At 71.5% G+C, this 23,014-nt stretch carries 17 protein-coding genes; 8 read left to right on the top strand and 9 right to left on the bottom strand.

The features are described from left to right. Nucleotides 1-23 precede the first annotated feature (23 nt). Nucleotides 24-2,156, bottom strand: coding sequence for a Fe(3+)-hydroxamate ABC transporter permease FhuB (fhuB, locus tag ACIBI4_RS03830; RefSeq protein ID WP_399201910.1), 2,133 nt, complete (start codon nucleotides 2,154-2,156; stop codon nucleotides 24-26). Nucleotides 2,157-2,255: 99 nt separating this feature from the next. Here fhuB and ACIBI4_RS03825 point away from each other — a divergent pair, with 99 nt between their 5' ends. The 6 genes from ACIBI4_RS03825 to ACIBI4_RS03800 all read left to right on the top strand — a co-directional run bounded on the left by ACIBI4_RS03825 (nucleotide 2,256) and on the right by ACIBI4_RS03800 (nucleotide 8,245). After that, entirely contained in the window at nucleotides 2,256-3,053 is a 798-nt protein-coding gene (locus ACIBI4_RS03825) for a 2,3-dihydro-2,3-dihydroxybenzoate dehydrogenase (protein ID WP_399201909.1), read from the top strand. A gap of 110 nt (nucleotides 3,054-3,163) precedes the next feature. Continuing rightward, nucleotides 3,164-4,378 carry an isochorismate synthase DhbC gene (gene dhbC, locus ACIBI4_RS03820; RefSeq protein ID WP_399201908.1) on the top strand — a complete coding sequence of 405 codons (1,215 nt, stop codon included), beginning with the start codon at nucleotides 3,164-3,166 and terminating at the stop codon, nucleotides 4,376-4,378. Between the two features lie 2 nt (nucleotides 4,379-4,380). After that, nucleotides 4,381-6,000: a (2,3-dihydroxybenzoyl)adenylate synthase gene (locus ACIBI4_RS03815; protein ID WP_399201907.1), complete on the top strand. Its 1,620-nt coding sequence runs from the start codon at nucleotides 4,381-4,383 to the stop codon at nucleotides 5,998-6,000. A 110-nt stretch (nucleotides 6,001-6,110) separates the two neighbouring features. Beyond that, entirely contained in the window at nucleotides 6,111-6,743 is a 633-nt protein-coding gene (locus tag ACIBI4_RS03810; RefSeq protein ID WP_399201906.1) for an isochorismatase family protein, read from the top strand. Between the two features lie 3 nt (nucleotides 6,744-6,746). Next, nucleotides 6,747-6,980: a phosphopantetheine-binding protein gene (locus tag ACIBI4_RS03805; protein ID WP_399201905.1), complete on the top strand. Its 234-nt coding sequence runs from the start codon at nucleotides 6,747-6,749 to the stop codon at nucleotides 6,978-6,980. Then, nucleotides 6,977-8,245 (top strand): AMP-binding protein, encoded by a 1,269-nt coding sequence (locus ACIBI4_RS03800; protein ID WP_399201904.1) that lies wholly within the window; start codon nucleotides 6,977-6,979, stop codon nucleotides 8,243-8,245. Before ACIBI4_RS03805 ends, ACIBI4_RS03800 begins: the two co-directional genes overlap by 4 nt. Before the next feature lie 135 nt (nucleotides 8,246-8,380). On the opposite strand, the gene ACIBI4_RS03795 is transcribed toward ACIBI4_RS03800, so the two are convergent. After that, entirely contained in the window at nucleotides 8,381-9,247 is an 867-nt protein-coding gene (locus tag ACIBI4_RS03795; protein WP_399201903.1) for a LysR substrate-binding domain-containing protein, read from the bottom strand. An 84-nt stretch (nucleotides 9,248-9,331) separates the two neighbouring features. Here ACIBI4_RS03795 and ACIBI4_RS03790 point away from each other — a divergent pair, with 84 nt between their 5' ends. Further along, complete coding sequence (locus ACIBI4_RS03790; protein ID WP_399201902.1) at nucleotides 9,332-10,471, top strand: bile acid:sodium symporter family protein; 1,140 nt, start codon at nucleotides 9,332-9,334, stop codon at nucleotides 10,469-10,471. On the opposite strand, the gene ACIBI4_RS03785 is transcribed toward ACIBI4_RS03790, so the two are convergent. Together ACIBI4_RS03785 and ACIBI4_RS03780 are read right to left on the bottom strand one after the other, a co-directional pair. Beyond that, a complete protein-coding gene (locus ACIBI4_RS03785; protein WP_399201901.1) occupies nucleotides 10,407-11,651 on the bottom strand; it encodes a DUF4185 domain-containing protein in 1,245 nt (414 codons plus the stop codon). The genes ACIBI4_RS03790 and ACIBI4_RS03785 overlap by 65 nt on opposite strands. Nucleotides 11,652-11,662: 11 nt before the next feature. Continuing rightward, nucleotides 11,663-13,525 carry an exo-alpha-sialidase gene (locus tag ACIBI4_RS03780; RefSeq protein ID WP_399201900.1) on the bottom strand — a complete coding sequence of 621 codons (1,863 nt, stop codon included), beginning with the start codon at nucleotides 13,523-13,525 and terminating at the stop codon, nucleotides 11,663-11,665. 305 nt (nucleotides 13,526-13,830) lie between these two features. Between ACIBI4_RS03780 and ACIBI4_RS03775 the strand changes: the two genes are divergently transcribed. Continuing rightward, nucleotides 13,831-15,867, top strand: a complete 2,037-nt coding sequence (locus ACIBI4_RS03775; RefSeq protein WP_399201899.1) for an NAD(+) synthase — start codon at nucleotides 13,831-13,833, stop codon at nucleotides 15,865-15,867. Between the two features lie 136 nt (nucleotides 15,868-16,003). Here the strand turns inward: ACIBI4_RS03775 and fdhD are convergent, their stop codons facing one another. The 5 genes from fdhD to ACIBI4_RS03750 form a co-directional block, all read right to left on the bottom strand. Continuing rightward, entirely contained in the window at nucleotides 16,004-16,867 is an 864-nt protein-coding gene (gene fdhD / locus ACIBI4_RS03770) for a formate dehydrogenase accessory sulfurtransferase FdhD (RefSeq protein ID WP_399201898.1), read from the bottom strand. A gap of 7 nt (nucleotides 16,868-16,874) precedes the next feature. Beyond that, nucleotides 16,875-17,747 carry a 2Fe-2S iron-sulfur cluster-binding protein gene (locus tag ACIBI4_RS03765; protein WP_399202036.1) on the bottom strand — a complete coding sequence of 291 codons (873 nt, stop codon included), beginning with the start codon at nucleotides 17,745-17,747 and terminating at the stop codon, nucleotides 16,875-16,877. Nucleotides 17,748-17,758: 11 nt separating this feature from the next. Further along, entirely contained in the window at nucleotides 17,759-19,678 is a 1,920-nt protein-coding gene (locus tag ACIBI4_RS03760; protein ID WP_399201897.1) for an NAD(P)H-dependent oxidoreductase subunit E, read from the bottom strand. Nucleotides 19,679-19,687: 9 nt separating this feature from the next. After that, nucleotides 19,688-21,667, bottom strand: coding sequence for a molybdopterin oxidoreductase family protein (locus tag ACIBI4_RS03755; RefSeq protein WP_399201896.1), 1,980 nt, complete (start codon nucleotides 21,665-21,667; stop codon nucleotides 19,688-19,690). Nucleotides 21,668-21,791: 124 nt separating this feature from the next. Further along, nucleotides 21,792-22,769: a 2-dehydropantoate 2-reductase gene (locus ACIBI4_RS03750; protein ID WP_399201895.1), complete on the bottom strand. Its 978-nt coding sequence runs from the start codon at nucleotides 22,767-22,769 to the stop codon at nucleotides 21,792-21,794. Nucleotides 22,770-23,014 lie beyond the last annotated feature (245 nt).

The raw sequence follows: 23,014 nt of genomic DNA, 5'->3' as shown, positions 1-23,014 counted from the left end.
CAGGCCCCTCGTGGGGAAAGGGATCAGATACGGGCGGCCGAGGAGCGGCCGAGCAGCACCCACAGCAGGAAGGGCCCGCCGAGCACGGTGGTGACCACACCCACCGGCACCTCCACACCGTCGATCACGGTCCTGCCCAGCGTGTCGGCGAGCAGGATCAACGTGGCTCCCACCAGGACCGATCCGAGCACCGGCACCTTGAGCGGACCGGCGAGCCGGGAGGCGATCACGGGCGAGGCGAGCGCGACGAATCCGACGGGTCCGCAGATGCCCACGGCGAGGCCCGCCAGGGCGACGGCGAGCACCATGCAGATCAGGCGGACGCGGGTGGGGGAGACGCCGAGCGAGGAGGCCGTCGAATCGTCGAAGCGCAGCACGTCGAGATGCCGCGCCACCATCAGGGCGGCCGGTACGAGCACGGCGAGGCCGATCAGGACGGGCCAGGCGACGTCGTACGAACGGCCGTTGAGGCTGCCGGAGGCCCAGGTGTAGAGCGAGCTCGCCGAACTCAGCGAGCGCCGGGCGAGCACCACCTGGGTGACGGCGGAGGCGAGCGCCGACATGGCGAGGCCGACGACGAGGACGCGGTAGCCGTGCCGGCCCAGGCCGCCCGCGACGAGGGTCACCACGAGGACGGCGACGAGCGCGCCCACCGGTCCCGCCCACCAGGCGCCGAACGAGCCCGACACGGCGACCGATACGAGCACGGCCGCTGTCGCGCCGTCGTTGACGCCGAGCAGTTCGGGAGTGGCGAGGCGGTTGCGGGCCAGGGTCTGGGTGAGACAGCCCGCGAGTCCTAGCGCGGCGCCCGCGGTGAGCGCGGCGACGATCCGCCCGAGCCGGAACTTCTGCACGAGCAGCACGTCGAAGTGATCGCCCATGCCGAAGATCGCCCGAAAGGTGCGCGGCACGTCGAGGTCGCTCTGTCCCGCGTACGCGGCGAGCACGACGGCCGCCACGAGGAACGCCGAGAGCAGCAGGGTGACGAGCGCGGGACGCCAGGCCACCAACAGCGAGAGCGGGCCGCGCCGGATCACCACGTGCCGGTCCGAGGGCGCCGCCTTGCGCGCCCCGGCCGACTGTCCTTCGGGTTCGGTCATCCCCAGCGCGCCGAGCCGCTGCGAGCGCACAATGCCGATCAGGACGGGTGCCCCGATCAGCGCGACGATCACCGCGACCGGTGCCTCGTACGGCTTCGACACCACGCGCGCCAGGACATCGGCGCCCGTCAGCACGCCCGCACCGATCAGCCCGGCGAGCACGATCTGGAGGAAGAGCCGCGGTCCCGCGAGCGCCCGCGCGACGAATCCGGCGAGCAGTCCCAGGAACGAGATCGGTCCCACGAGGGCGACGGCGGACGCGGTGAGCAGTGTCACGGAGAGCGCCACCACCACCCGTACGACACCGGGACGGTGGCCCAGACCGCGCGCCAGATCGTCGCCCAGGGCGAGCGCCGAGAGCGGACGCACCACGCAGAGCGCGACGACGAAGCCGATGGCGAGGACGGGGGCGAGCGTGCCGAGTTCGCCGAAACCTTCGATCCCGGCGAGCGAGCCGAGCACCCACTGGCGGAAGCCGTCGTAGGCCTGGGCCGAGTTGACGACGATCAGGCTGGTGAGCCCGCCGAAGGTGGCGCCGAGCGCGGCGCCCGCGAGCACCAGGCGCAGCGGCGAGCTGCCGCCCGAACTGCTCGCTATGAGCAGCACGAGACCGCTGGCGAGCACGGCACCGGCGAAAGCCCACACAAGATGCCCGAAACCGGTCTCCACTCCGAGGAACGCGATCCCCGCGACGACACCGAGGGATGCTCCGGCGTTCACGCCGAGCAGTCCGGTTTCGGCCAGCGGGTTGCGTGTCACGGCCTGCAGCAGGCAGCCCGCGACACCGAGCGCGGCGCCGACGAGCAGGGCCGTGGCCGTACGCGGCAGCCGGAGTTCGCCGACCACCAGGTGGAGCCGCGCACTGTCGCTGCCGCCCAGGTAGTCGAGGACGCCCGCGGCGCCGACCTCGCCGGCGCCGATGCACAGCGAGGCGGCGGCGAGGGCGAGGACGGCGCCGAGGAGCAGCGCGGACTTCAGGGGGACGCGGGTCGGTCGGGCCGGCGGGGAGGGATCCGGATCGGCCAACTCGGCGCGTTCCCCTTGCAGTAGAGACATAAGGTAAGGCTAACCTAATGGTTACCCACCACCCTCTGCTCCCCGTCGGGATCGTCATGTTAGGTTAGCCTTACCTAAGGCAAGCTTTCAGGGGGTCTCGTGCACCAAGACGAACTCGACGGGCGTATCGCGCTCGTCACCGGCGCAGGGCAGGGCATAGGCGAAGCCGTCGCCCGCACTCTGGCCGCACGTGGTGCACGGGTCGTCGCAGTCGACCGGAACGCCGCCGCGGTCAAGGCACTTGAGGACGAGTACCGCGAGGACGGGCGCGAGCCCGCCGTCGTCGCCCGTCCCGCCGACGTCTCGGACGCCGCCGCGGTCGAGGCCCTCGTCGACGACGTGGAACGCACGGTCGGACCGCTCGGCATCCTCGTCAACGTCGCGGGCATCCTGCGCACCGCACCCGTCGTCGACCTCGACGACGGCGACTGGGCCGAGACCTTCGCCGTGAACACCACCGGGGTCTTCGCCGCCTCGCGCGCCGCAGCACGCCGGATGCGCGAGCGCCGCTCCGGCTGCATCGTCACCGTCGGCTCCAACGCGGCCGGAGTACCGCGCGCCGGCATGGCCGCGTACGCCGCCTCCAAGGCCGCCGCGACCATGTTCACCAAGTGCCTCGGCCTCGAACTCGCCCGCGACCAGGTGCGGTGCAACGTGGTCTCGCCCGGTTCGACGGACACCGCGATGCAGCGCCGCCTGTGGGGCGACGACGCAGAGGCCGCCGAACAGCGGGTCATAGAGGGCGACCCCAAGGCGTACCGCGTCGGCATCCCGCTCGGACGGATCGCCGAACCCGGCGACATCGCCGAGGCCGTCGCCTTCCTCGTCTCCGACCGGGCGCGGCACATCACCATGCACGACCTGTACGTGGACGGCGGCGCGACCCTGCGCGCCTGACCACCTCCGTGTGTTCCCCGCGGCCCCTGGACGATCCGTCCCGGGGTCCCCGCTCGCGGCCGTGACCCGGCCGCGCATCCCCCACACCCCGACCCTGCAAGGAGTAACTGGTGACCACGGCACACGAGGCGCCGGCCACCCCCGAGGGCGCCGAAAGTATCGTCGGCGCCGCCACCGGGCTGCTCGACGCCTATGCGCCCGGCGACGCCCGGTTCTTCGCCTCGCCCACGCGGACCCTGCTCGCCCACGGCGTCCGCGCCGAAGTGCCGCACGACGAGCGGCCGTTGCCCCTTCGGGTCGCCGAGACGCTCGACGCGCAGCGCCGGGCCGGCAACCTGGCGCCGATGGTCGTCGGCGCCGTGCCCTTCGACCCCGGCGCGCCCGCGCAACTGGCCGTGCCCGAGGCCGTCCACTGGGCCCCGCCGCTGCGCGAGGACCCGCTGATAGCCCTGCCCGCGCCCGCCCCGCGCACGGCAGGCTGGGACGTACGTCCCGTCCCCGCGCCCGAGGCGTACGCGGCCTCGGTCGCCGAGGCCGTACGCCGTATGAAGGCCGGTGAGTTCGCCAAGGTCGTGCTCGCCCGCACCCTCGAACTGCGCGCACCCGGCGCCCTCGACATCCCCGCGATGCTCCAGCGCCTCGCCCGCCGCGACCCGGCCGGCTACACCTTCTCCGTGCCTTCGGGACCCGGCCGCACCCTCCTGGGCGCCAGTCCCGAACTCCTCGTAGCGCGGCGCGGCACCCGCCTCGTCGCCAATCCGCTCGCCGGCTCCACCCCGCGCAGCCCCGACCTCGCCGAGGACGTCCGCCGCGCCGCCGCGCTGCTCGAATCCGCCAAGGACCTGCACGAGCACGCCGTCGTCATCGACGCGGTACGCGAGGCCCTCGCCCCGTACTGCACCGAGCTCGACGTCCCGGCGCTGCCCACCCTCATCCGCACCGCCACCATGTGGCACCTGTCCACCACGGTCGTCGGCACCCTGCGCGAACCCGCGGTGTCCGCCTTGGAGCTGGCGCACGCGATGCATCCGACGCCCGCCGTCGGCGGCACCCCGACCGCCACCGCGCGCGAGGTGATACGCGAGCTCGAACCCTTCGACCGCGGCCTGTACACCGGCATGGTCGGCTGGGGCGACGCGGGCGGCGACGGCGAATGGGTGGTCACCATCCGGTGCGCCGAGGCCGAGCAGGACACCCTGCGTCTGTTCGCCGGCGCGGGCGTGGTCGCCGACTCCTCGCCCGCCGCGGAGACCGCCGAGACCGGCGCGAAGTTCCGTACCTTCCTCGACGCGGTCGGCGTCGACCGCGACACCGTGGGGGCCTGACCGTGAACCATCCCGACGCACCCCTGTGGCCCGAAGAGTTCGCCGACCGTTACCGCGCCGCCGGCCACTGGCGCGGCGAGACCTTCGGACAGATGCTCGCCGACCGCGCCGAGGCCCACCCGGGCCGGGTCGCGATCAGCGACCCCGCCCGCGGCCTGCGCTGGACCTACGGCGAACTCGACGAGCGGGCCTGCCGGATGGCGGCCGGCTTCTCCTCGTACGGCATCGGCAAGGGCGACCGCGTGGTGGTCCAGCTCCCCAATGTCGCCGAGTTCTTCGAGGTGGTCTTCGCGCTCTTCCGGATCGGCGCGCTGCCGGTCTTCGCGCTGCCCGCGCACCGACACACCGAGATGCGCTATTTCTGCGAGTTCACCGAAGCCGTCGCCTGTGTCGTCCCGGACGCGCAGCTCGGCGGCTTCGACTTCCCGGACCTGGCGAGCCGTTTGCAGAGCCAGGTGCCCACTTTGGAGCACGTGTTCGTCGTCGGCGATCCGGGGCCGCACACCCGGCTGCGGGACGTCCCCACCGAGCCCGACGCCTTCGGGTACGAGCAGCCCGCGCCGTCCGACCTGGCCTTCCTTCAGCTGTCCGGCGGCAGCACGGGCGTGCCCAAGTTGATCCCGCGCACTCACGACGACTACATCTACTCGCTGTGGGGCTCGAACGAGATCTGCGGTGTGACCGAGGACTCCGTGTACCTCGTCGCGCTGCCCGCCGCGCACAACTTCCCGCTCAGCTCCCCGGGTTCGCTCGGCGCGCTGTACGCCGGCGGCCGGGTCGTGCTCTGTCCCGCGCCGGACCCGGACACCGCCTTCCCGCTCATCGCGGGCGAGAAGGTCACGATCACCGGGCTCGTCCCGCCGCTCGCGCTCGTCTGGACCGAGGCCGCGCCCGATACACGGCACGATCTGTCGAGTCTGGACGTGCTCCTGGTGGGCGGCGCCAAGTTCAGCGAGGCCGCCGCGCGCCGGGTCGGGCCCGCACTCGGCTGCACCCTGCAGCAGGTGTTCGGGATGGCCGAGGGCCTGGTGAACTACACGCGTCTGGACGACCCGTACGAGACCGTCGTCACCACCCAGGGCCGCCCCATCTCCGCCGACGACGAGATCCGCATCGTCGACGACGAGGACCACGAGGTCGAGCCGGGCGACACCGGGCACCTGCTGACCCGCGGCCCGTACACGATCCGCGGCTACTGGCGTGCCCCCGAGCACAACAAGCGGTCCTTCACGGAGGACGGCTTCTACCGCACCGGGGACGTGGTGCGCCGCACCGCGACCGGCCATCTCGTCGTCGAGGGCCGGGCGAAGGACCAGATCAACCGCGGCGGCGAGAAGATCGCCGCCGAGGAGGTCGAGAACGTCATCCTCGGACACCCCGCCGTCCATGACGTCTCCGTCGTCGCCGTACCCGACGAATATCTCGGCGAACGCACCTGCGCCTACGTGATCCTGCGCGCCGGCGCCGAACCCCTCAAGCCGGTCGCCATCAAGAAGTTCGTCCGGGAAGGGGGCCTGGCCGCGTACAAGGTGCCCGACCGGGTCGAGTTCGTCGACACGTTCCCGCAGACCGGGATCGGCAAGGTCTCCAAGAAGGATCTGCGCGCCGGCGCCACCGGATAGCCCACTCTGCACGGCCGGACCACCCCACCGGCGCGGCGGGATCACCCCTGCCGCGCCGCGCGGCACCGCGCCGGACTCCTCCCGTACGCATCACCGAAAGGCCCCCGCACATGGCGCTGCCCGCCATCGCCCCCTACACCCTGCCCACCGCCGACGAGCTGCCCGCCAACCGGGTCGACTGGGCCGTGGATCCCGACCGTGCCGTCCTGCTCGTGCACGATCTGCAGAACTACTTCCTGCGCGCCTTCACCCCCGACCGCTCGCCGGTGCCCGAACTGCTCGCCCACGTCGGCGAGCTGACCCGGCAGGCGCGGACGCTCGGCATCCCGGTGATCTACTCCGCGCAGCCCGGCGGCCAGTCACTGGAGGAGCGCGGTCTGCAGCAGGACTTCTGGGGACCGGGCCTGCCCGACGACCCCGAGGCCGAGGCGATAGCCGGTGCCGTCGCGCCCGAGCCGGGCGACACCGTCCTCACCAAGTGGAAGTACAGCGCGTTCGCGCGCACCGACCTCGCCGAGCGCATGAAGCTGCGCGGCCGCGACCAGCTGGTGATCACCGGGGTGTACGCGCACATCGGCGTGCTGATGTCCGCGTGCGACGCCTGGATGCAGGACATCCAGGCCTTCGTCGTGGCCGACGCCGTCGCCGACTTCTCCCGCGCCGACCACGACATGGCGCTCGCCTGGGCGGCCGGCAAGTGCGCCGTCGTCACCACCACCGACCGTGTCCTGAAGGGAGCCTGACCGATGGCCGAACTCACCGTGGAACGGATCCGGGCCGACGTCGCCGACCTGCTCGGCGAGGACCCCGCCGACCTCCCCGACGACGAGAACCTCGCGGACTACGGGCTCGACTCCGTGCGCCTGATGGCGCTGCGGGAGCGCTGGGCGCGGGAGTTCGGGATCGAGGTCTCGTTCGCGGACCTCGCCGCACGTCCCGCGATCGAGGTGTGGGCGCCGCTGCTCGGAGCGGTCGGGTGAGCGACGTGCTCAGCCGGGCGGCGCTGCCGAGGATCGTCCACGCGCCGCCCACCGCGGAGGAACTCGCCCTGGTGCTCGGCGAGTTCAACGCCACCGCGCACCCCGTGCCGCCGACCACCGCGATCGGCCCGTTCGAGGCACAGGCGGTCCGCACCCCCGACGCCCCCGCACTCGTCACACGCCGCGGCAGCGTCACCTACGCGGAACTCAACGCCCGGGCCAACCGCGTGGCACGCCGCCTGATGTCGTACGGCGCGGGCCCCGACCGCGCGGTAGGTCTGGCGCTGCCCACGGCGGCCGACACGCTCATCGGCGTGCTCGCCGCGCTCAAGGCGGGCGCCGCGTGGGTGCCCGCGCCGACCCCCGCCGCCGTGACCGTGCTGCGGGAACTCGGCCCGGAGAACGGCTACTTGAGCATCGACCCGCCGCGGCCGCTCACCCCGCAGCACGCCGCGGCCCTGTGCCCGCGCACCGGCGCCGTCGTCCCGCACGCGGCGCTCGACCACCGGATGCGCTGGCTCCAGTCCGTCGCACCCGTCGGCCCCGGCGGCCGTGTGCTGTTCCTGACCGCGGGCCTCGGGGACGTGGCCGAGGCGCTGCGGGCGCTGCGGGCCGGGGCGGCCGTCGTCCCGGGCGACTCGCGCGAGCCGGAGCGGCTGGCGCGGACGGTGCGCGAACTGGGCGTCACGAGCTGCCAGGTGGATCCGTCCGTGCTGCGCAGACTGCTGCCTTGCGTGGGGTCGGAGGCGGAGCCCGATCCGGAGCGGTATCCGGGGCCGGATGCGGACCGGGCGGAGCAGCCCGCCGTCTTGTCCGGGGCGCCGCACACCCCGCTCGCGCTCCGGCAGGTGATCTGCACCGCGGACGTCCTGTCCCGCCACGACGCACGGCGCTTCGCGCGGGCCCTGCCCGGCGTGCGGCTGCACCGGCTGTTCGGGCACGCCCACGGGAGCGGCGCGATTGCGCACCACGCCTGTGGGCCCGACGACTTCGGCCCGGTGCCGCTCGGCCGGCCCGCGTGGAACACCCGCGTCTACGTGCTCGACGCCGCCCTGCGTCCCTGCCCGCCGGGCGTACCCGGCGATCTGTACGCCACGGGACCGCATCTGATCACGGCGGGCCGCGGCGTCCCCGCGTCCTGGTTCGTCGACGACCCCTATGGACCGGCCGGTTCGCGGCTGCACCGCACGGGGGCGCGGGCGCTGTGGTCCGACGGGGGCGAGCTGATCGGCGTACGCGAGGGGGAGGGGCCGTTCCGGCGCTGACCCCGCCGTGACCTTGTTGTTCCCTGTGCGGCGAGCGGCCTGCGGCGAGCCGCCTGCAGCGGACGGCCTGCGGCAAACGGCCCGCGGCGCTGCGTCGCCGCCGCGGGCGCTGCAGCGACCCCCGATCCCGCATCCCTACCCCCTGCTCCGCAACCTGTCCCCGCTCGCCAGAATCGCCGTCGCCAGCGCCGTCGCCACCTCCTGGGTGCCGGCCCGGCGGCTGCGGCCGTGCAGCAGGACGAAGTCCACCGGACCGAGCTCGGGCAGCCCGCCGCCGCGCAGACGGACCAGCCCGGGCGGGATCAGGCCGTGCGAGTGCGCCATCACGCCGAGCCCCGCACGGGCCGCCGCCACCAGGCCGTTCAGGCTGCCGCTGGTGCAGGCGATCCGCCATGCGCGGCCCTGTTGTTCCAGGACGTCGAGGGCGCGGGCGCGGGTGAGGCCCGGCGGCGGGTAGAGGATCAGCGGCACCGGCCGCTCCGGGTCGAGCCTGAGCCCCGGCGCCCCGATCCACACCAGCTCGTCGCGCCACACCATCTCGCCGTGCCGGTCGCCGGGCCGGCGCTTGGCGAGCACCAGGTCGAGGCCGCCGTCCGCGAGCTGCTCGTGCAGCGTGCCCGACAGCTCCACGGTCAGTTCGAGATCGACCTCGGGATGCTCGTGCCGGAAGGTCTCCAGGATCTCCGGCAGCCGGGTCAGGACGAAGTCCTCCGAAGCGCCGAAGCGCAGCCGCCCGCGCAGCCGTGTCCCCGCGAAGAACGCGCTCGCCCGCTCGTGCGCCTCCAGGATCGAGCGGGCGAACCCCAGCATCGCCTCGCCGTCCTCGGTCAGCTCGACGCTGTGCGTGTCGCGCGTGAACAGGGCCCGCCCGGTCGCCGCCTCCAGACGCCGCACATGCTGGCTGACCGTCGACTGCCGCAGCTCAAGGCGGCGCGCGGCCTGGGTGAAGCTCAGGGTCTGGGCGACGGCGAGGAAGGTGCGCAGGTGCACGGGGTCGTACATACGCCCAGCGTAGACCGTTATCGCGATTCGCGATGACAGTAAGTGCTGTATGCAGGATTCCCGATTTCAGGGATCAGGAGGACGATGGAGAGGGCACGTCCCGCGCCTGACCAGCACCCCCACTTTTGGAGCACCCCGCACGTGAAACGCCCCGCCTGGCCGACCCGGCTGCCGATCGACCCGTACATCCTGGCGCTCCTCGGCACCGTCGGAATCGCCGCCCTGCTCCCCGCCCGCGGGACGGGCGCCGACATCGCCTCGGGCGGTGCGACCGCGGCCGTGGCGCTGCTCTTCTTCCTGTACGGGGCCCGGCTCTCCACCCGCGAAGCGGTCGACGGGCTGCGCAACTGGCGTCTGCACCTCACCGTCGTCGCCGCCACCTTCGCGCTCTTCCCGCTGCTCGGCCTGGCCGCCAAGGGCCTCGTCCCCTACGTCCTCACCCCGGCCCTGTACAGCGGCTTCCTGTTCCTGACGCTGGTCCCCTCGACCGTGCAGTCGTCGATCGCGTTCACCTCGATCGCGCGCGGCAACGTACCGGCCGCGATCTGCGCCGGTTCGTTCTCCTCACTGATCGGCATCTTCCTGACGCCCGTCCTCGCGGCCTTCCTGATCGGCGGACAGGCCGGGTTCTCGGCCGACTCGCTGGTGAAGATCGTGCTGCAGCTCCTGGTGCCGTTCCTCGCGGGGCAACTGCTGCGGCGCTGGGTGGGGCCGTTCATAGCGCGCCACAAGAAACTGCTCGGATTCGTGGACCGCGGCTCGATCCTGCTCGTCGTCTACAGCGCCTTCAGCCTCGGCATGGTCGAGGGCATCTGGAGCCAGGTCACCCCGCTGCGGCTGCTCGCCCTGCTCGGTGTCGAGGCGGTGCTGCTCGCGGTGATGCTGACCGTCACCTGGTTCGGCGCGAAGCGGCTCGGCTTCGACCGCGGGGACCGGATCGCGATCCAGTTCGCGGGCTCGAAGAAGTCCCTCGCGGGCGGACTGCCCATGGCGAGCGTCCTGTTCGGCGCGCATGCCTCGCTCGCCGTCCTGCCGCTGATGCTCTTCCACCAGATGCAGCTGATGGTCTGCGCGGTGATCGCCAAGCGGCGCTCGCGCGACCCCGAGGCGCTGGACCGGGACGGACTCGCGGGCCCGGACGTACCTGCGGGCCCGGACCTCAATCAGGCTCCGCCAGGCGCAGCCGCACGAATCGTGGTCGGTACAGCGACACATTCCGGTTGATGTGCGACTCGGCCACGCGCGGCGCGGCGTCCAGCCAGTTCACGTCGTAGCTCAGCGCCAGGCCGTCGCCGCCCAGGTCCGGATGGAGCTGCGGGTTGTACGCGGCGACATCCTGGCGGGGTGCCGCGTCCTCGGGCAGCGGCGGGTCGAAGTCCCGGGTCGGGCCGCGCCACGGGCCGTGCGGGGCGCACGACCAGTACGAGGCGATACTGCGCAGGCCCTCCGTGCCGGCCGCCATGGTGAACAGCACCCAGTTCCCGTCCTGCCGCACCACCGTGAAGGCACTGCCCACGCCCTTGCGCTCGCCGTCCCCGAGCACGGAGCGTGCGTCGTCGGCGTCCGTGCTCCAGCCGTCGCCGTCCCAGTAGCGCCAGGCCTTCGGCTCGGCGAGCCGCCCGCCCGGCGCCCGGGCCAGATAGGCGTGTGAGGCGGGGCGCCGGGCGGCCTTGCCGTCGTTGCCGCCGTACACATAGGTGAAACCGTCCTCGAACACGGCCGTCGTGCCGTACAGGACACGGCGCGAGGGGTCCTGGACGGTGCTCTGGTCGAGGATCCGCGTGATCCCTTCGAGCCGCAGGTCGGGCAGCGTGAGGGTGGCGACCTCGGTGGCCGTCGGCACGCCGTAGATGTACGGGGCCGGGGCCGCCTGCCGGGTCCACAGGAGCACCCGGACGACCTGTTCGGAGGAGCCCGGCGAGCGCGGTTCGACCTGCGCGGCCACCGGCCAGCGCCACTGCTGAGGCGCCGGATCGGGGAACAGCGGGGCGGGCAGCGTCTGTTCGAGCTTGCCCGCGGGGGACATCACCACGGCGCTGTTGCGGACGAACGGCGCCGTCTGGTCCCGCCAGGAGTACGGCTGGCCCGACAGGTTGGGCGGCGGATGCACCTGGCCCAGATAGCTGTCCGAGAACAGCCACAGGATCCGGTCGTCGGGCAGCCGCACGGAGTGCGTGCCGTCGCCGCCGGACCAGTCGTCGGTGCGGGCGCCGTCGTCGCCGTAGCGCGCGAACTCGGCCGTGGAGTTCTTGTCCGCCGTCCACGAGGCGACCACCCGGCCCTTGCACGGCTCCTCGCCCCGCCGGTCCTTGTCCGGCAGGGCGAAGAGCAGCACGGCGGCACAGGTCAGCGCGAGCACGACGACCAGAAGGTGCGGTGGTCGCGGCTTTCCCGTGGCGGACATGGAAGGCGACGCTAGTTCCTGTCGCTGATCCGGTCCATGGGAATAAACAGGATCGAGTCGCGCACGGTCGCGGCATCGAGCTCCGCGTCGCTCACCAGGCGGTCGTAGACCCGTACTTCGTCGAGTGAGCCCTTGAAGAACGCCCGCGAGTCCGCCCGCTGGCCGAGATGCACGCCGAAGCCCGAGGTGCGGCTGACCGTTCCGGGCACATCGGCCACGGTGATCCGCTCCTCGTCGACCGTCAGCGAGAACCCGCCGTTGCCGCGCCGCAGCACCGCCCGGTGCCACTGCCCGTCGTTGTACGCGGACGAGGTGCGGGCCACCGCCGACCGCACCGGGTTCATGCCCTCACGCGTGGTGATCAGGGCGGTCACCCGGTTCTGCTCGGGCTCGCCGCGCAGCCACACCTGCGGCTGGTTCGTACCGATGCCGCCCATCCACAGGAGCGGCTGCTCACCGGTAGCGGCGTCGTAGCGGAACCACACGGAGGCCGTGAAGTCCTTCGTGCCGAGCGGGAGTTCATCGCGGTACGGCAGTCGCACGGCGTCGTCCGCGCCGTCGAGCGCGACCGCCCCGCCGAAGCGTCCGTCCGTCTCGCGCGCGCCGCCGAGCACCGCCGCGTCCTGCGCTCCGCGCGCCCGGTCAGGGGTTTTCGGGTCGGGGCCGCGGCGCGGCGCGAGCCAGTCCTCGGTGAAGCGCGCGAAGCGGATCTCGTCGCGGGCGTCCACCGCGCCGCCCTCGTACAGCAGGCCCACCGTGTCCTCGTCGCAGAGCGCCATGTCCGAGTAGCCCGACCAGTCCGTGGTGACCCGCGTGCCGCGGTCCACGCTGTCCCAGGTGCGGCCGCCGTCGTAGGACGAGCGCACCATCATCGTGCGCCGCCGGTCCGGGTCGGCCGGACCCGAGAACAGCATGCGGCCCTTGAACTGCAGCGTGGAGCCCTGCACTTGCGGCGTGTAGAAGTCCGGCAGCGTACGGAACGGCCGCTCGTAGGTGTCCCCGCCGTCCCGGCTGATGGCGTGCGTCCGGTGGCCGAGGTCGGTGCCGTCCTGCTCGCGGCCGTTGATGTACAGCGCGCCGTCGGGCCGCTCGGTGATCGCCATCTCGCTGGGCTTCTGCCGGAACGTGCCGTCCCTCTCGGAGATCGGATACGAGTCCGTCGCGCCGATCTTCCAGTGGTCGCCGCCGTCGTCGCTGGTCATCAGGGCGGCGTGGTTGGCGGTGACGCGCTTGCCGTCCCAGGTCTCCGCGTTCACGCCGAAGACCAGGCGTCCCTTGTGCTTGCCACGGCTGAGCTGGACCCCGTGGTGCGGGCCCGTCGCGTACCAGGAGTTCCAGTCGTCGGGCAGGATCTGGTCGCTCAGATCGCGCGGCGTGGACCAGGTGAGCCCGTCGTCGTCGCTGTGCTGCATGTACGGGGTCCGCTCGCAGGGCACCGCACAGTTCTTGCCGTCCGTGCGGCCCGGGTTGTACGTCTCCGCGAGGACGATGCGGCCGGTCTCGCGGTCGACGATCGGGGCGGGGTTGCCGTGCGTGTCGCCCTTGCCCTCGTTGATCACCTGGAGCGGGCCCCAGGTGCGGCCGCCGTCGGTGGAGCGCTTGAGGACGAGGTCGATGTCGCCGGCGTCCGAGCAGTCGTCGGTCCGCCCTTCGGCGAAGGCGAGCAGCGTGCCCTTGGTGGTCTTGACGATCGCGGGGATCCGGTAGCAGGCGTAGCCGGGGTCCTGGGACGCCTTGAAGAGGACCTGCTGCTCGAAGGCGGGGGTACTGCTCCGGTCGTCGGGGGACGCGGCCGCGAGGAGGCCGGGTATCAGGAGTGCGGCGAGCGCCGTGGCGAGAGCGGGTCCGAAGCGTGCGCGGTGTGGTGCCGGCATGCGGGTCTGCCCTTCGTGGGTGCGTATGGGTCGGTGCCGGGTGCGTACGTACTCAAACGGACATCGGACGTAGGACGTCCAACGTGCAAGTCCCAGACGGTACTTGGGGCACCGCGCGCCTCACAAGGCGCGTGCACCGGTCAATCCGCAGGCGCCGGGCCGCTCGGCGTACGGCGCACGGGAGGCGCCCCGGATTGGGACGCGGGGCCGGTCGGGGGGAGGATGGGGGCGACGTATCCGCCGTATCCGTCCCGTCACGGAGCCGGCGGACACCGAGACACCGAGTCCGTCGAGGAAGGCGCGCCTTGAACTTCTGGTCCCTCTACAGCCAGGGCTTCGCCCGGATCGCCGCGTGCACGGGCCATACGCACATCGCGGACCCGCACGCCAACGCCGCCGCGGTCCTGCGGCAGGCACGGGAGTGCGACCAGGAAGGCGTCGCCGTCGCCGTCTTCCCCGAGCTGACCCTCACCGGGTACTCGATCGAGGACCTGCTCCTGCAGGACGTCGTCCTCGACCAGGTGGAGACGGCCCTCGCGGAGATCGTCGCCGGGTCGGCCGACCTGCTGCCCGTGCTCGTGGTGGGCGCGCCGCTGCGCCACCGCCACCGCATCTACAACTGCGCGGTCCTCGTGCACCGTGGCCGGATCCTCGGCGTCGTACCGAAGTCGTACCCGCCGAACTACCGCGAGTTCTACGAGCGCCGGCAGCTCGCGGACGGTGACGACGAGCGCGGCGGGACGATCCGGGTCACCGGCGAGGAGCTCCCCTTCGGCACGGACCTCCTCTTCGCCGCCTCGGACGTGCCCGGCCTCGTCGTGCACGCCGAGATCTGCGAGGACATGTGGGTGCCCGTGCCGCCCAGCGCCGAGGCCGCGCTGGCCGGAGCGAGCGTGCTCGTGAACCTCTCCGGCAGCCCGATCACCGTCGGCCGCGCCGAGGACCGCAAGCTGCTGTGCCGCTCGGCCTCACAGCGCTACCTCGCCGCATATGTGTACTCGGCCGCCGGACCGGGGGAGTCCACCACCGACCTGGCCTGGGACGGCCAGACGATGATCTACGAGAACGGGGCGCTGCTCGCCGAGACCGAGCGTTTCCCGGACGGCGACCGGCGCGCGGTCGCGGACGTCGACCTGGACCTCATCCGCCAGGAACGGCAGCGGATGGGCACCTTCGACGACAACCGCCGGGTGCACGACTCCCGCACCGGGGACTTCCGCGAGATCGCCTTCGCGCTCGACCCGCCCACCGCGAACCTCGGACTCAAGCGGCGCCTGGAGCGCTACCCCTTCGTGCCCGCCGACGCCGAGCGCCTCGCGCAGGACTGCTACGAGGCGTACAACATCCAAGTCGCCGGACTGCAGCAGCGGTTGGCATCCATCGGCAACCCGAAGATCGTGATCGGCGTGTCCGGCGGCCTCGACTCCACGCACGCGCTCATCGTCGCGGCCCGCGCGATGGACCGGGCGGGCCGCCCGCGCACCGACATCCTCGGCTTCACGCTCCCTGGCTTCGCGACCGGTGACCACACCAAGGGCAACGCGCACCGTCTGATGAACGCGCTGGGCGTGACGGCGGCCGAACTCGACATCACGCCGACGGCCCGCCTGATGCTCTCCGAAATGGGCCACCCCTTCTCGGAGGGCGAGCCCGTCTACGACGTCACCTTCGAGAACGTCCAGGCCGGACTGCGTACCGACTACCTCTTCCGGCTCGCCAACCAGCGCGGCGGCATCGTGCTCGGCACGGGCGACCTGTCCGAGCTGGCGCTGGGCTGGTGCACCTACGGCGTCGGCGACCAGATGAGCCACTACAACGTGAACTCGGGCGTGCCGAAGACGCTGATCCAGCACCTGATCCGCTGGGTGGTCAGCAGCGAGCAGTTCGACGAGGAGACCGCGGCGACGCTCACGGCTGTCCTCGACACCGAGATCAGCCCGGAGCTGGTGCCCGGCGAGGAGCTGCAGTCCACGGAGTCCAAGATCGGCCCGTACGCGCTGCACGACTTCACGCTCTTCCACGTCCTGCGCTACGGCTTCCGCCCCTCGAAGATCGCCTTCCTGGCGTGGCATGCCTGGCACGACGTGAAGGCGGGGGAGTGGCCGCCCGGCTTCCCGGACGACAAGCGCGGCGCGTACGACCTTGCGGAGATCCGCCGCTGGCTGGAGGTCTTCTGCAAGCGCTACTTCGCGTTCGCCCAGTTCAAGCGCTCCGCCATGCCGAACGGCCCGAAGGTCTCCCACGGCGGCTCGCTCTCCCCGCGCGGCGACTGGCGGGCGCCGTCGGACAGCACGGCGGAGGCGTGGCTGAAGGATCTGCGGCGGGTGGACGAGGCGCTCTAGGTTCGCGAGAGTGCACGCTCCAGGTTCGGTGAGAGTGCACGCTCCAGGTTCGTGAAAGAGCAAAGGGCCCGGTCGGCGCAGGGGGCGCTCCCCGCCGTACCGGGCCCTTGCCCGTCGTGCCGCGAGCAGCGGCCGGTCAGCCCGTGGAGGCCGTCGCCCCCAGAGCCAGCCGGTGCTCGCCCGCGTACACGTTCATGGAGGTGCCGCGCAGGAAGCCGACCAGGGTGAGGCCGGTCTCCGCGGCGAGGTCGACCGCGAGCGACGACGGCGCGGAGACCGCGGCGAGCACCGGGATGCCCGCCATCACGGCCTTCTGCGCCAGCTCGAACGAGGCACGGCCCGAGACGAGCAGCACCGAACGGGACAGCGGCAGGTTGCCCTCCCGCAGCGCCCGTCCGACGAGCTTGTCGACCGCGTTGTGCCGGCCCACGTCCTCCCGTATGTCGACCAACTGACCGTCCGCCGTGAAGAGCGCGGCGGCGTGCAGACCCCCGGTCCGGTCGAAGACCCGTTGTGCTTCCCGCAGCCGGTCGGGGAGGCGGGCGAGCAGCTCGGGATCGAGCAGGACCGGGGGAGCGCTGTCCCCTTGCGTGTCGTCGATCGGCCACCGCGCGGTGGTGCGCACGGCATCGAGCGACGCCTTGCCGCACAGCCCGCACGACGAGGTCGTGTAGACGTTGCGTTCCAGGGTGATGTCCGGCAGGACGACGCCCGGAGCGGTCTTCACGTCGACGACGTTGTACGTGTTGGATCCGTCCGCCGTCGCGCCCGCGCAGTACACGATCGACTGCAGCTCCTCCGCGGCGCCGAGCACCCCCTCGCTCACCAGGAAGCCCGCCGCGAGCGCGAAATCGTCGCCCGGCGTGCGCATCGTGATGGCGAGGGGTTTGCCGTTGAGCCGGATCTCCAGAGGTTCCTCGGCGACCAAGGTGTCCGGGCGCGCGGACACATGCCCGCCCCGCACCCGGATCACCCGGCGCCGTTCCGTGACGCGTCCCATGTCGTGATCAGTCCCGGTTCTGTACGTGCTGGTAGCCGAAGCGGCCCTTGATGCAGAGATTGCCGTGGGTCACCGGGTTCTCATGCGGCGAGGTGACCTTGACGATCTCATTGTCCTGCACGTGCAGCGTCAGATTGCAGCCCACACCGCAGTACGCGCAGACCGTGGTGGTCTCCGTCTGCTGCGACTCGTCCCAGGTCCCGGCCTCACGCATGTCGAACTCGGACTTGAAGGACAGGGCGCCCGTGGGACAGACCTCGATGCAGTTGCCGCAGTACACACAGGCCGACTCGGTGAGCGGACCGTCGTGCTCGACGGCGATCCGGGCGTCGAACCCACGGCCCACGACCGAGATCGCGAAGGTGTTCTGCCACTGGTCGCCACACGCGTCGACGCACTTGTAGCAGAGGATGCACTTGTCGTAGTCGCGGACGTAGAGATCGTTGTCGATCTTCGGGTCCTCGTTGAGCCGTGCCGCGTCCGGACCGAAGCGGTCCGGCTTCGCGTCGTACTCCTTGATCCACTCGGCGACCCGCGGCGTGGTGGACAGATCCACGGACGAGGCGAGCAGCTCGATCACGATCTTCCGGCTGTGCCGGGCCCGCTCCGTGTCCGTACGGACCGTCATGCCCGCCTCGGCCTTGCGGGAACACGCGGGCGCCAGCGTCCGCGCGCCCTCCACCTCGACGACGCACACCCGGCAGGCGTTCTTGGGCCGCAGCGTGTCGCCCTCGCAGAGCGTCGGGATGTCCTTGCCCTCGGCCCGGCAGGCGTCCAGGATCGTGGACCCCTCGGGGACCCGGACCTCCTGTCCGTCCAGGGTGAACTCGATGAGCCGGCGCGGCAGTCCGAGCGGAACGGCGGACGAGTTGCGCGGCATGGCCGGTGCTGTCATTCGTACGCTCCCAGACGATCGATGGCCGATTCCACGGCGTTCCACGCGGTCTGCCCGAGACCGCAGATCGAGGCGTCCTTCATGGCCGCCCCCACTTCCCGCAGCAGCGCGATGTCGTTCGCGGCCGCGGCTCCCGTGCGGTCGGCGATCCGGTGCAGCGCCTCCTCCTGCCGCACGGTGCCGACGCGGCAGGGCACGCACTGGCCGCAGGACTCGTCACGGAAGAACTCGGCGATCCGCAGCAGCATCCGCGGCAGCGGCACACTGTCGTCCAGCGCGAGCACCACACCCGAGCCGAGCGTCGTGCCCGCCTCCCGCGTGCCCTCGAACGTCAGCGGGATGTCCAGCTCGTCGGCCCGTACGAAACCGCCCGCGGCGCCGCCGAGCAGCACCGCCTTCAACCGCTCCGGCGGGCCCGCGAGGTCCAGGAGATCGCCGAGGGTCGCGCCGAACGGCAGCTCGTAGATCCCGGGCCGCTCGACGTTCCCGGACACGCAGAACAGCTTCGGACCCGTCGACTTCCCGGTGCCGATCGCCGAGAAGGCCTGCGCCCCCATGGTCAGGATCGGCAGCACGTTGACCAGCGTCTCGACGTTGTTCTCGACGGTCGGCTTGCCGAACAGGCCCTTCTCCACCGGGAACGGGGGCTTGGAGCGCGGCTCGCCGCGATAGCCCTCGATGGAGTTGAAGAGCGCCGTCTCCTCACCGCAGATGTACGCACCCGCACCGCGGCGTATCTCGATGTCGAAGTCGTAGCCCTGGCCCATGATGTTCTCGCCGAGCAGACCGCGGGACCGGGCCTGTCCGATGGCGTGGGTCAGCCGCTCCAGGGCCCGCGGGTACTCGCCGCGCAGATACAGATAGCCCTGCCGCGCGCCGATCGCGTACCCGGCGACCGTCATCGACTCGATGAGCGCGTACGGATCGCCCTCCATGATCACCCGGTCCTTGAAGGTGCCGGGCTCGGATTCGTCGGCGTTGCAGACCAGATAGTGCGGATGGTCCGGCTGGGAGGCCGTGGCCTGCCACTTCACCCCGGTCGGGAAGGCCGCGCCACCGCGCCCCACCAGACCCGAGTCCTTGACCTCGCGGATCACACCCGCGGGGCCGATCGCGAAGGCCGTACGCAGCGCCGTATAGCCGCCGTTGGAGCGGTAGTCGTCGAGGTCGTACGGGTCGACGACACCGATGTTCTTCAGCAGCACCAGACCGTCCTGGCCGGCCTGTGGCACCGCGAGCGCGGCGGCCGGCTCCTCGGGAGCCGTCTCGGGAGCGGTCGCCGCGACGATCGCCTCCTCGACGGTCGCCGGGGCGATCACCGCGGTGGCCCGGGTCCGCTCGCCGGGCACGGGGTCGCCGCCGCTCAGAGCGCCCAACAGGCGCCTGCCCGGCCCGACTTCATCGGCCGGCTCGGCCCCCGCCCGTATCACCAGAGCCGCCGGAGCCCGCTCGCACAGCCCCAGACAAGGGCTCTTCTCCCAGAGCACCCCCGCCCCGGACGGCGTGCCCGCCGGACCGAGCCGCGCCTCCAGACCCGCGCACAACGACGCGGAGTCCCGGGACGCGCACGCCAGGTCCGTGCACACGTGCAGCACCGTCGCGGGACGGGGCTTCACGGCGAACATCGAGTAGAACGTCGCGACCCCGTAGGCCTCCGCCGGCGGAACCGTGAGCCGCCTGCAGAGATAGTCGAGCGCGCCCTCGCTGATCCAGCCCACCCGGTCGTTGACCGCGTGCAGGCCCGGCAACAACAGATCGCGCCGCTCCCGTGCGGCCCGTCCTCCCCGCGCCCAGCGAAGGTCGGTGTCCGTACGGTCCGACGCCCCCTCCCAGGCCGACTCGGGAGGACCGAGCAGCGCGTCGATCGCCGCCCTTTCCTCATCAGTCGGCTTGCTGTCACCGAAGTGCAGATCCATGGTCCTGCCTCAGCTCCTCACGGCCGCGACGGGCTCGTTCGCGTGCAGTTTCTCGATGCGGATCGCCGAGGCCTTGAACTCGGCGGTCCCCGCTATCGGGCAGTTCGCCTCGATCGTCAACTGGTTGGTGTCCACCTCGTCCGGGAAGTGGAACGTCATGAACGCGAGACCGGGCCGCAGTCCGGTGTCGACCCACACGGGCGCGGTGACGGTGCCGCGCCGCGAGGCGACCCGCACCTCCTCGCCGACCCGCACCCCGAGCCGTTCCGCGTCCTCCGGACAGATCTCGATGTACTCGCCGCGCCGCAGCGGCGAGGCGAAACTCCCGCTCTGCACACCGGTGTTGTACGAGTCGAGGCGCCGGCCGGTCGTCAGCCGGATCGGGAAGTTCTCGTCGGTGAGATCCACCGGCGGATCGTGCTCGACGAGACCGAACGCGGCGGGCGTGCCGCGCAGTCCGGGATCGGTCTCCCACAACCGGCCGTGCAGGAAGCTCGACGGCAGCTTCTCCGTGTCGGGGCAAGGCCACTGCAGCCCGTGGTGCTCCTCCAGGCGGTCGTACGTCATCCCGAAGTGGTCGGGCGAGAGCGAGCGCAGCTCGTCCCAGACGGCCTGGGCGTCGGACCACTTCCAGTCGTGGCCGAGCCGGCCCGCCACGTCGCAGATGATCTCGATGTCCTCACGCGCCTCACCGGGCGGTGTGAGCGCGGCCCGTACGCGCTGGACGCGCCGTTCGCTGTTGGTCGTCGTGCCGTCCGTCTCGGCCCAGGAGGCCGTTGCCGGGAGCACCACGTCCGCGAGTTCGGCGGTCTTGGTGAGGAAGATGTCCTGGACGACGAGGTGGTCGAGGTTCTGCAGCCGGCGCAGGGCCTGGTCGCTGTCGGCCTCGGACTGGGCGGGGTTCTCGCCGATGCAGTACACGGCCTTGAGCGTGCCGTGCTCCATGGCCTCGAACATGTCGGTGAGCGTCATGCCGTACTTCGGCTGGATCACCACGTCCCAGGCGGACTCGAACTTGGCGCGGTGGCCGTCGTCGAGGATGTCCTGGAAGCCGGGCAGCTTGTTGGGGATGGCGCCCATGTCGCCGCCGCCCTGCACGTTGTTCTGCCCGCGCAGCGGCTGCACGCCCGCGCCCCAGCGGCCGACGTGGCCGGTGAGCAGCGACAGGTTGATCAACGCCCGTACGTTGTCGGTGCCGTTGTGGTGCTCGGTGATGCCGAGCGTCCAGCACAGCTGCGCGCGTTCGGCGCTCGCGTACGCGTGGGCGAGGTCCTTGATGGCGGCAGCGGGTACGCCCGTCACCTTCTCGGCGAGCGAGAGGGTCCAGGGTTCGACGAGCTTCTTGTACTCCTCGAAACCGGTGGTGGCGCGCTCGATGAACGCCTTGTTGTGCAGTCCGGCGGCGATGATCTCGCGGCCCACCGCGTGCGCGAGCGGGATGTCGGTGCCCACGTTCAGGCCCATCCAGCTCTCGGCCCATTCGGCGGTCGAGGTGCGGCGCGGGTCGACCGCGTACATCCGTGCACCGTTGCGTATCCCCTTCAGGACGTGCTGGAAGAAGATCGGGTGCGCGAAGCGGGCGTTGGAGCCCCACATCAGGATGAAGTCGGTGTGCTCCACCTCCTCGTACGAGGAGGTGCCGCCGCCCGATCCGAAGACCGCGGACAGACCGGCCACGCTCGGTGCGTGGCAGGTGCGGTTGCAGGAGTCGACATTGTTGGTGCCGATGACGACGCGGGTGAACTTCTGCGCCACGTAGTTCATCTCGTTGGTGGCTCGGGCGCAGGAGAGCATGGCGAACGCATCGGGTCCGTGCTCGGTCCGGTTGCGCCGGAATCCCTCCGCCGCCTTGGCCAGTGCCTCGTCCCAAGTCGCCCTGCGCAGCGGTCCGTTCTTCTCGTCGCGGACCAGGGGATGGGTGAGCCGGCTGTACGTCTTGGGAGTTCGGTCTCGCTTCTTCACGCTGAGCTCCTCACGCCTGTATTGCATACAGTATTCTGTCGCCCGCGTCCCAACGGAAGCCTCATGCAAGGGGTTTGTTGATCGGGTCGCGTGGACCGGGCGGCGGGCATACGGGCCGTGCGGCGCCGTATGCCCGCCGGGTACCGCGGGTTCAGGCCGCGACGGCCGTGCCCTGGGCGAGGAGGTCGGAGATCGCCGCGACCGTGCGCAGCGTGGGGACCTCGACCCCGGAGATCGCGGCGAGTTCGACCACCGCCGAGAGCAGCACGTCGAGTTCGAGCGGCTTGCCCTTCTCCAGGTCCTGGAGCGTGGACGTGCGGTGGTCGCCGACGCGCTCGGCGCCCGCGATCCTGCGCTCGATGGAGATCTCGGGGCGGCAGTCGAGCGCCGATGCCACCGCGAGCGTCTCCGCCATCATCAGTTCGATCACTCCGCGCGTGGAGTCGTGCAGACACATCTCGCGCATCGTGGCCCGGGTGAGGGCGCTGATCGGGTTGAACGAGATGTTGCCGAGCAGCTTGATCCAGATGTCGTTGCGCAGATCCGGCTCGACGGGGCACTTGAGCCCGCCCGCCTGCATCGCCTCGCTGAACTCGAGGCAGCGCTTGGAGACGGAGCGGTCCGGTTCACCGATGGAGAAGCGGGTGCCTTCGATGTGGCGGACGACGCCCGGGCCCTCCAGCTCGGTCGCCGCGTACACCACACAGCCGATCGCCCGTTCCTGCGCGAGGACGGCGCTGACCGAGCCGCCCGGATCCACGCTCTCGACCCGCTGTCCGTCGTACGGGCCCCCGTGGCGGTGGAAGTACCACCACGGAATCCCGTTCTGGGCCGCGATCACCGAGGTGTGTTCCTGGAGCAGAGGCTCGACGAGCGGCCCGCACGCCGCGTACGAGTTGGCCTTCAGCCCCAGGAAGACATGGTCGACCGGGCCGATGTCCTCGGCCCGGTCCGTGGCGTGTACGTGCGCGGTCCAGTCGCCCCGCGGGCTGTGCACCTTTACGCCGTGCTGCCTCATGGCCGCCAAGTGCGGTCCACGGGCCAGGAGATGAACGTCGGCGCCGGCGCGATGCAGCGCCGCTCCGACGTAGGCGCCGATCGCACCGGCGCCGACAACTGCAACCTTCACTGTGGAGCTCTCCGTTCGGTCGAGGGAAGCCGATCTAGGGAGCGCGACTGCTTAGTGTCGACGAAATATTGTCTACAGTATGGGAACGACGTCGACAAGCCATCTCGTACGAGGGGAATGCAAGGGGAGCCGGCGGAGCGGAGCCGTCGAGGTTGCGCGAGGTGTCGGGGTGTAGCCCTCTGTGATGAGGGCAACTTGTCCCCACGCTGGAAATTGTGCTCGGTAGACTGTAGACGATAGCCAAT

It is taken from the genome of Streptomyces sp. NPDC050418, from assembly GCF_044458745.1.
GTDB lineage: Bacteria > Actinomycetota > Actinomycetes > Streptomycetales > Streptomycetaceae > Streptomyces.
Note: the sequence above shows the minus strand (reverse complement) of the source record. Positions and strands in the feature narration are given on the sequence as shown.

Coding starts and splice junctions, on each gene's coding strand:
- ACIBI4_RS03785 (WP_399201901.1), bottom strand. CDS start 11,651: ATGTCCGCCACGGGAAAGCCGCGACCACCGCACCTTCTGGTCGTCGTG.
- ACIBI4_RS03760 (WP_399201897.1), bottom strand. CDS start 19,678: ATGGATCTGCACTTCGGTGACAGCAAGCCGACTGATGAGGAAAGGGCG.
- ACIBI4_RS03805 (WP_399201905.1), top strand. CDS start 6,747: ATGGCCGAACTCACCGTGGAACGGATCCGGGCCGACGTCGCCGACCTG.
- ACIBI4_RS03780 (WP_399201900.1), bottom strand. CDS start 13,525: ATGCCGGCACCACACCGCGCACGCTTCGGACCCGCTCTCGCCACGGCG.
- fhuB (WP_399201910.1), bottom strand. CDS start 2,156: ATGTCTCTACTGCAAGGGGAACGCGCCGAGTTGGCCGATCCGGATCCC.
- ACIBI4_RS03765 (WP_399202036.1), bottom strand. CDS start 17,747: ATGCCGCGCAACTCGTCCGCCGTTCCGCTCGGACTGCCGCGCCGGCTC.
- ACIBI4_RS03790 (WP_399201902.1), top strand. CDS start 9,332: ATGGAGAGGGCACGTCCCGCGCCTGACCAGCACCCCCACTTTTGGAGC.
- ACIBI4_RS03795 (WP_399201903.1), bottom strand. CDS start 9,247: ATGTACGACCCCGTGCACCTGCGCACCTTCCTCGCCGTCGCCCAGACC.
- fdhD (WP_399201898.1), bottom strand. CDS start 16,867: ATGGGACGCGTCACGGAACGGCGCCGGGTGATCCGGGTGCGGGGCGGG.
- ACIBI4_RS03755 (WP_399201896.1), bottom strand. CDS start 21,667: ATGCAATACAGGCGTGAGGAGCTCAGCGTGAAGAAGCGAGACCGAACT.
- ACIBI4_RS03810 (WP_399201906.1), top strand. CDS start 6,111: ATGGCGCTGCCCGCCATCGCCCCCTACACCCTGCCCACCGCCGACGAG.